Source organism: Fundidesulfovibrio sp. (assembly GCF_058402725.1).
Map to the genome: position 1 here is coordinate 1 of NZ_JBZVFJ010000154.1, position 7,708 is coordinate 7,708.

8 protein-coding genes and 1 CRISPR repeat array are annotated in these 7,708 nt (G+C 69.5%); all 8 genes read right to left on the reverse strand.

Going from position 1 to position 7,708, the window contains the following annotated elements; genetic code table 11:
- The first annotated feature begins 26 nt into the window (after positions 1–26).
- Positions 27–2,313: a CRISPR direct-repeat array (repeat unit 29 nt; unit sequence CGGATCATCCCCGCGCACGCGGGGAACAC).
- A gap of 96 nt (positions 2,314–2,409) precedes the next feature.
- Positions 2,410–2,703: a type I-E CRISPR-associated endoribonuclease Cas2e gene (gene cas2e / locus ACV4UX_RS15805; RefSeq protein ID WP_491594242.1), complete on the reverse strand. Its 294-nt coding sequence runs from the start codon at positions 2,701–2,703 to the stop codon at positions 2,410–2,412.
- A complete protein-coding gene (gene cas1e, locus ACV4UX_RS15810) occupies positions 2,684–3,595 on the reverse strand; it encodes a type I-E CRISPR-associated endonuclease Cas1e (protein WP_491594243.1) in 912 nt (303 codons plus the stop codon). The genes cas2e and cas1e overlap by 20 nt, the downstream gene beginning before the upstream one ends.
- Entirely contained in the window at positions 3,595–4,230 is a 636-nt protein-coding gene (gene cas6e, locus ACV4UX_RS15815) for a type I-E CRISPR-associated protein Cas6/Cse3/CasE (protein ID WP_491594244.1), read from the reverse strand. Before cas6e ends, cas1e begins: the two co-directional genes overlap by 1 nt.
- On the reverse strand, positions 4,220–4,960 hold the full coding sequence (cas5e, locus tag ACV4UX_RS15820) for a type I-E CRISPR-associated protein Cas5/CasD (RefSeq protein WP_491594245.1): 741 nt from the start codon (positions 4,958–4,960) through the stop codon (positions 4,220–4,222). The genes cas6e and cas5e overlap by 11 nt, the downstream gene beginning before the upstream one ends.
- 3 nt (positions 4,961–4,963) lie before the next feature.
- Positions 4,964–6,097, reverse strand: a complete 1,134-nt coding sequence (cas7e, locus tag ACV4UX_RS15825) for a type I-E CRISPR-associated protein Cas7/Cse4/CasC (RefSeq protein WP_491594246.1) — start codon at positions 6,095–6,097, stop codon at positions 4,964–4,966.
- Between the two features lie 13 nt (positions 6,098–6,110).
- Complete coding sequence (gene casB / locus ACV4UX_RS15830; protein ID WP_491594249.1) at positions 6,111–6,359, reverse strand: type I-E CRISPR-associated protein Cse2/CasB; 249 nt, start codon at positions 6,357–6,359, stop codon at positions 6,111–6,113.
- On the reverse strand, positions 6,289–6,705 hold the full coding sequence (gene casB / locus ACV4UX_RS15835; protein WP_491594247.1) for a type I-E CRISPR-associated protein Cse2/CasB: 417 nt from the start codon (positions 6,703–6,705) through the stop codon (positions 6,289–6,291). The genes casB (ACV4UX_RS15830) and casB (ACV4UX_RS15835) overlap by 71 nt, the downstream gene beginning before the upstream one ends.
- Positions 6,702–7,708: type I-E CRISPR-associated protein Cse1/CasA (gene casA, locus ACV4UX_RS15840; RefSeq protein ID WP_491594248.1), on the reverse strand; the 1,007-nt coding region annotated here is incomplete at its 5' end. The genes casB (ACV4UX_RS15835) and casA, both read right to left, overlap by 4 nt.

Consider the following 7,708-nt stretch of genomic DNA (forward strand, 5'->3'; position numbering starts at 1 on the left):
AGGGTCCCGAACCGAAGCTCAGGGCTCGGATCATCCCCGCGCACGCGGGGAACACATCGTGGAGCAGGGCGCAATCACCGGAGACGCCGGATCATCCCCGCGCACGCGGGGAACACGCGATCATCACCGTCGAGTCCGGGGGCAACCCCGGATCATCCCCGCGCACGCGGGGAACACAGGGATTGCTCGCGCTGCTCCTGCTCCGTGGCCGGATCATCCCCGCGCACGCGGGGAACACCCCCTGGAGCACTGGGAGCGCGAGGCCATGGACGGATCATCCCCGCGCACGCGGGGAACACTCCCTCGCTCACGATGTCGCAGGAGGTCAGCACGGGTCATCCCCGCGCACGCGGGGAACACGCCCGGTCTCGGGCGTGGTCGGTCCAGGGATACGGATCATCCCCGCGCACGCGGGGAACACGCGGCCAGCACCGAGGGGTTCTTCATGAGGGCCGGATCATCCCCGCGCACGCGGGGAACACTGGATGCAAGCAAAACAACGGGCGCGGGATTACGGATCATCCCCGCGCACGCGGGGAACACCCCCAACATCCCAGGATTCGGATATGTGGGGCGGGATCATCCCCGCGCACGCGGGGAACACTCTACGCCAAGGACTGGCTCACAGACGTTGAGCGGATCATCCCCGCGCACGCGGGGAACACCGCTGCCGCGCCTCACCGGAGGCGGTGAGCACCGGATCATCCCCGCGCACGCGGGGAACACCGCCCCAGCCGTCACGGCGGAAATCATGTTGTCGGATCATCCCCGCGCACGCGGGGAACACGGGAACGCGCCCCGGCAGCCGATGCACGGGTGCGGATCATCCCCGCGCACGCGGGGAACACCCAAGGATGCCGTTGAAAGCGGGCATCAATGCCGGATCATCCCCGCGCACGCGGGGAACACAGAGAGACGTATGACAGCCCGGCCGTGTCCGACGGATCATCCCCGCGCACGCGGGGAACACGGGAGGCCGGGTGTCAGTCCCCGGCCTGCTGTCGGATCATCCCCGCGCACGCGGGGAACACGGCCTGTCGGCAATCGGGACCGGGACGAGCATCGGATCATCCCCGCGCACGCGGGGAACACCGGACTTCCTGGAGATAGTCTTCGCCGTCCACCGGATCATCCCCGCGCACGCGGGGAACACTGGAGGTATTCCACGATGAGCAGGGCCAGGCCCGGATCATCCCCGCGCACGCGGGGAACACTTGGGTTCGATGCCCAGAAGGGCGACGAGGGGCGGATCATCCCCGCGCACGCGGGGAACACATGGTCATCACGGCGGTGTAGCCATGGCAACCCGGATCATCCCCGCGCACGCGGGGAACACGCCTCCGGGGCAGGGTGGAGGGGCGGGCTAGGCGGATCATCCCCGCGCACGCGGGGAACACTCCCCGGCCTGCTGTTTCGGTTTTCGCCCTGGCGGATCATCCCCGCGCACGCGGGGAACACGCGGTGGAGGCGGCCGGCGGTTCGATCCGGGGCCGGATCATCCCCGCGCACGCGGGGAACACAGCCGTCAGAGGCACGAGCCCACCTGGGACGACGGATCATCCCCGCGCACGCGGGGAACACACAGCGCCCATGTCCTGGACGAAGCACCCGGCCGGATCATCCCCGCGCACGCGGGGAACACGCCTGGACGATCTCGCGGTGGTTGTCGTCTCGCGGATCATCCCCGCGCACGCGGGGAACACGACGCGGCGGCGCGCTTGGCCACGACCCGGAACGGATCATCCCCGCGCACGCGGGGAACACGGCTCAGGTCCAATGCACGCCGCAGGGCTGCGCGGATCATCCCCGCGCACGCGGGGAACACGGCCGCGATCTTCCACTTGGCACGGGCGTCGTCGGATCATCCCCGCGCACGCGGGGAACACATGGCCAAGCCGCGGGCGCTTCTCTCTCTCGGCGGATCATCCCCGCGCACGCGGGGAACACTGCGCCGCGGGCGCAGGCATCTCGACGGCAGCCGGATCATCCCCGCGCACGCGGGGAACACCAAAACGGCTGGCTCCGCAAGGTGGGCCTGCGCGGATCATCCCCGCGCACGCGGGGAACACAAGCGGCCACGGTCTACAGCGCCTCCCAGACGCGGATCATCCCCGCGCACGCGGGGAACACAGGTGGTGCGCCACCAGGGCGCAGGCGTTCGCCGGATCATCCCCGCGCACGCGGGGAACACGTTCCCCACGTGGTCCAGGATGTACGAGCAGGCGGATCATCCCCGCGCACGCGGGGAACACTGTTGCTCCACCTGGGATTTCAGGGCGGAAGCCGGATCATCCCCGCGCACGCGGGGAACACTCTTCCGGCAAAACGCCATAGTTACAGGATTTTTTCAAGCGGTTTTCAGCCACCAACAAGCTCGCTCTCGGTTGTCAAAGAACGCAGGACAATTGGTCAGCCTTTCTCCCCTTCAACAGGGAAGAACGAAACCAGCTCCAGGCCGTCGAAATCAACGGGCATCCGCCTGTTCGGCCCCAGTGTCCGGAACTGGAAGCCCGATTCGTTCCGGGCGCTCCAGGCCATCACCGCGTTGCCGTCCTCCAGGCCGCATTCCACGTGCCGCCAGATCATCTCCCGCGCCTTGGCGGAAAAATCACCCACGTACACCCCCGCCCGGATCTCCAGAAGCCACACCGCCAACCGGCCGCGCAGCCGGGGCGGCGCGTTCTCAACCACGATGACCATCATCGCCCAGCCCCTCCTCGTCCGCGAAGGCCGGTCCCACCGCGTCCGCAGGCGCGTCCGGCACCGGCAGCCCCCCAGCCGCGAGCACCTCCTCGATCTCCGGTATGATCCGCTTGAGCAGCTTGGTTTCCCGGAACCTGTCCCGGCAGGCCAGGCGCACCGCACGCTCGGGTTCCGCGCCCTGCTGCGCGGCGATCCGGAAGGCGACAGGGACCACCGTGTCGAACTTGTAGAGATCTGCCATGTCGTAGACGAAACTGCGCGGCTTGCCCGTGTGCAGAAACCCGATGGACGGCGCGTACCCGGCCGCCAGCACCGCGGCCTCGCAAAGGCCGTGCAGGCACGCCGTGGCCGCGCTCAAACACCGGTTGGGCAAATCGCCGCTGCCCCATTCCCGGGGATCGTACTTCCGGCCGGACCACGGCACGCGGTACTGCCGTGCAAGCAGCTTGTACATCTCCCGCACCCGCACGCCCTCCAGGCCGCGCAGCTGGTCCACACTCCGCCGCAAGGGCGGCTCCTCCCCGAAGCGCACGGCGAACATCTTCATGACCACCCTGCGCCGCGCCTCCTCGTCCAGGGCCAGGGAGGCCTGATACAGGAGCTTGTCGCTGCGCGCCCCGCCGGGCTGGCCGGAGGCGTACAAACGCACCCCGGCCTCGCCCACCCAGGTGATCAGGGTGCCCGCGCGCGCCGCAAGCGTCACGGCCGCGTGGGTCACCCTGATGCCCGGCTCCAGCATGATGCACGCCACCGCTCCCACGGGCACGTGCGTGCGCGTTCCGGAGGCGTCCACCAGCACGAAGGCCCCGTCCAGCACGTCCAGCTGTCCCCTCTCCAGGAAGACCAGGGACGCCCGCTCCTTGAGCGGCAGGGGCGACAGCCGGGGCAGCATCAGGCCCTCCTGGCCAGCATCAGCCCGCAGCCGAACCCCTTGGCCGGGCCTACGCCCTGCGTCAGCGCCCTCAGGACCGCATCCGGGTCCATCACGCGGGCGAAACCGGCCATGTCCAGCGCGGAGACCTTGGCTTTGGACCCGTAGCGCCACAGACGGTGCTGCACGTAGCTCGCCACGTTCACGCTCCCCGGCTCGAAGGCCAGCCCCCAGGACTCCTGGTGTTTCTCAAGCCATTTGAGCCCCTCGCTCTGGGCCAGCTCCGCGCGGGGCGGCACGGGCTCCTTCGCGGCCAAGAGGCGCTTGCGGGCGTCCTGCACCACGTCGAAGCGGTCCTGCCTCCCGTCCGCCCCCTTGCGTTTCACCACGGCGTTCACCCGCAGTGAAACGTAGAGCCTGTCTCCCTCGGAAAGGCGCGGCGCATACGGCTTGCTGCGCACCCGCCATGCCCCCGTGGCGTCCTGGGGCGGCCGCGCGGAGACCGTGAGGAAGGTCACGGGGTCCACCTCGCGGTAGAGAAAGTCCCGCTTGCGGTCGGGGGAGTCGGAGAAGAGCCCCCACAGGGCCTGGTGCGCGTCGTAGAAGCCGTCGATCACCGCCTTGCGGGAATCGAGGACCAGTTGGCTAAAGTACATCGTCACACCCCCTTGGCTTCGCGGCCGGGATGTCCAGGGACTGCTCGCGGCGCTCCACGAAGAGCCTGCGCCCGTGGTTCGCGGTCACATCCCGCACCAGAGCCCCTTTGTCTTCGACGGTGTCCAGGTGCGCGGCCGTGGCGTCGGGACGCCTGAGCCGATCGTGCAGCTCCCGGTGCAGTCCGTAGACCGCCAGGGCCTCCTGGAACCCGGCGTGCTCCCCCACGTGGGGATGGAAGGGCAGACCGGGCGGACAACTCTTGCGGCCCAGATACGGGGTGAACGCCGGACGCCGCAGGGCCTCGGCCAGGGCCTCCAGGGAGAAGGGCGGGGCGTCGCCCCTGGCCCGCAGGCAGGCCGTGAAGCAGGCGTCGCACAGATAGCCCCGCCGCGAGAGGATGGTGTAGGGCTCCTCGTCCTCGCCCAGGAGCCCGCCCAGCTCGTCGGAGCGGGTGCGGTAGACCCGGTTGCGGCGTTCCGGGGGCGTCTGCACGGTGTGGAAGTCCAGAAGCGGCGTGCCGGGCAGGTCCGTGCGCACGGCCAGGTCGTAGGAGTCCGCCAGCAGGGTCAGGCGTTCCTCCTCCTCGCGCCGCACGCCCAGCGCCGCGCCCAGGAGCCCGAACACGGCCGAGCGCGTGGGATGGGAGGCGCTCAGGCGCACCTCCCCCACGGCCACCAGCCCGTAGGCCTGCAACGGCCCGTACAGCTGGAAGGTCAGGTAGCGCGCCATCTCCTACTCCGTGGCGAAGCGGACGAGAGCTTCCAGCGTCCCCTTCCCTTCCAGCGCGTTGAAGCATTCGGACTGGGCGGTCTGGCCGTAGACGCGCTCCAGGGATTCCCTGGTCGTTTCCAGCATCTTGACGGATTCCCGCGCCATGTCCTCTTCCTCCACGGGTTTGAGGAAGGCCAGCGAGAGGCTGCGGGGCTGAGCGTCTCCCTTCTCGGCCAGGGCGTAGAAGGCGCAGGCGCGGGAGGCGAAGCTGCTCTGCTTGCCCGAGGGGGCCACGGTGCACGCCGCGCGCACCAGGGCCTCAAGGGCCTTGGCAGCCAGGGCCGCGTCGTCGGCCAGGTTCTCGGCCAGCAGGGTGCGGTCCACGCAGAGGTAGAGGTAGAAGACCCCCGCCCCGAACTCCAGCACGCCCATGTGGCCCGCGCCCTGGTCGTCCTTGTTCAGGTCGTCCACGGCGGTGAAGAAGTCGTCCTCGGCCACGGCCTTGTGCACGGTCAGCGCGTGGGCCACCTGCACGGCGGCCTCCACGTTGAAGCGGGCGCTGGCGGCAAGCATGCGCCCGAACATGGCGATGTCCGCCGCCTTCACGCGGCGGCGCAGCAGGTCCAGAGCTTCCTTTCCCGGGGCGGCCCCGGAGGCGCGGCAGGCTTCCGTCAGCTTGGCCGCCTCCTCCAGTTCCTCGGGGCTCAGGTGGGCCAGCTGCTCGATCTCCAGCGATTCCAGGAGAGCTGCACGCTTCTTGGCAGGGTCGGGGTCCTTGTCGGCTTTGCCTTCGCTCTTGAGTTTACCAAACACCCCGGCCACGGCCCGGGCGATCTCCGCAGCCTTGGTCTCCTTGAGCGCGGGGAGGGTCCCCGAGGCGGTTTCGTCCTTCCAGACGGCCGCCAGCGGCGCGCCGTTGACCAGGGCGGCGAAGACCTTGCGGCCAAGCTCCTTGGTGCGCGTGCCCAGGTGCGCCCCGCCCAGGGCGGCCTGGAACACGTCGGAGGTGCGCCAGGCGCGCTTGAGGCTCTGGGAGGAGACCCGCAGCCGTGCGGAATTGCCGAGCATCATGGACTTGGGCGCGCCCAGGTCGTCGCGGTTGAGGTTGGAGGCGGCGTAGCTGGTCAGGATATGAAGCTGCACGAAACGCGACATGGCGGATTCTCCCTTATTTCCCAGGTTTTTCACGGTGAACGTAGTAGTCCATGGCCCACTGGCGGCGGGTCTTCTCGTCCCAGAAGCACGCGCCCCGCAGCAGGCTGCGCCAGGCAGCGCCCACGGGGGCCTTGCCCTCCAGGTACTTGGCCAGCCTGCGCAGCATGAGGAACAGGGCCTCGACCTCATGATCATCCAGGGTGAGCAGCTTGCGCATGCGCGGATCGCGCGTGGATTCCTGGCCCTTTTCCGGTTTGAGCAGGCCCGCGAAGTGGGGGGGGCGCTCCCTCCGTCCGGTCCTTCACCGGGGGGGCCACATGGGCCAGCACGCCCAGGCCCAGGGCCAGGCGTTGCTGATCCTTGTGGCCGAGGTCGATGCCGTTCCGGGCCAGCAGGGCCACCGGACCGCGCTGGAACTCGGGGGTGATGAAGACGGCCAGGGGCGTCTTGGCGCGCCGGAGCACGGCTCGCGTTCCCCGATCGTCTTCGAGGCCCCGCCACCACGCCTCCAGGACGGACCAGAACCGACCGGCCAGCTCGTCCATGGCCTTCTGGTCCGTCTGGTCTTTCAGCATCCAGGGGTTCATCAACTCTCGCAGTCTCGTCATTGCCGTCCTCCCTTGCCGTCCACGGGCAGTTCAAGGATTTTGGAGCAGCCCGTGTGGTTGAAGGCCTTCATCCTGTTGAGCGCGCCGTAGATGGTTTCGAACCTGCGCGCCGTGAAGCCGCCGCGCTCCGCCGTGTCCTCGAACAGCTTCCCGGTCCTGGCCAGGAGCACGCTCCGCCAGGTTTCGTAGACGTCCAGCGGGTCCTCCGCGCTCTCCAGGCAGGCGATGATCTCCTGGACGCGCTGTTCGAACGCCTGTTTCGTACCGGCCCAGAAGCGCATGGAGAGCCCCGCGAGGAGCGTGGCTTCGGCCTTGGCGTTCCTGGCCCCGTCGCTGAACAGGGCCTCCTTGGCGGCCGAGAGCAGGTTGCGCCGGGCCAGGTCCGCCGCGCGGACCAGCTTGCCCGCCCGAGCCGCCAGGATCGCCGGGGCATCGGGGATGTCCGGGGGAAGGTCGTAGACCGGGTATTCCTCCTCGCACCAGTTGAGGGCCTTCATGTTGTCCATGTCCCAGCCGAAGGCCCGCAGCCGGGCGATCTCCCCGCCCGGGGCTCTCCGCAGCGACTCGCGGAAGTTGCCGACCGCCAGGGCCGGCCGCACCGGGAATTTTTCATCCTGGGCATCGCCGTAGACCAGCCCGAGCCAGTGGTTGTAGCCGCGCCCCTCGCTGACGCCCTTGAGGGTCAGGGGCTCCTTGCCGGGGCCCTGCTCCCGATGCGGCGTGAGGGGGTGCCGCCAGCCGACGCCGTAGTTGTTGCCGTAGTTCCTGGCCAGGAAACGGCGCACGAAGACCCGGCCTGTTTCGCCGCACACCGGGCAGGCGGAGGGCTGGGCGTCTTCCTCCGGCTCCAGGACCACGCGGCGGGGCGCGGCCCAGTAGTGCGTGAGGAAGTGGCGGCCCTCGGCGTGGATTTCCGTGCCCTTCTTGTCGCTCACGGCGGTGGGCGCGGCCCAGGGGAACACGGCGGCGATGTCGTTCGGCGCGGCGGGCAGGGGCGTGACGC

Excerpts from the sequence above, each read along its gene's own strand:
- cas7e (WP_491594246.1), bottom strand. The coding sequence starts at position 6,097 with ATGTCGCGTTTCGTGCAGCTTCATATCCTGACCAGCTACGCCGCCTCC.
- cas1e (WP_491594243.1), bottom strand. The coding sequence starts at position 3,595 with ATGCTGCCCCGGCTGTCGCCCCTGCCGCTCAAGGAGCGGGCGTCCCTG.
- cas5e (WP_491594245.1), bottom strand. The coding sequence starts at position 4,960 with ATGGCGCGCTACCTGACCTTCCAGCTGTACGGGCCGTTGCAGGCCTAC.
- cas2e (WP_491594242.1), bottom strand. The coding sequence starts at position 2,703 with ATGATGGTCATCGTGGTTGAGAACGCGCCGCCCCGGCTGCGCGGCCGG.
- casB (WP_491594247.1), bottom strand. The coding sequence starts at position 6,705 with ATGACGAGACTGCGAGAGTTGATGAACCCCTGGATGCTGAAAGACCAG.
- cas6e (WP_491594244.1), bottom strand. The coding sequence starts at position 4,230 with ATGTACTTTAGCCAACTGGTCCTCGATTCCCGCAAGGCGGTGATCGAC.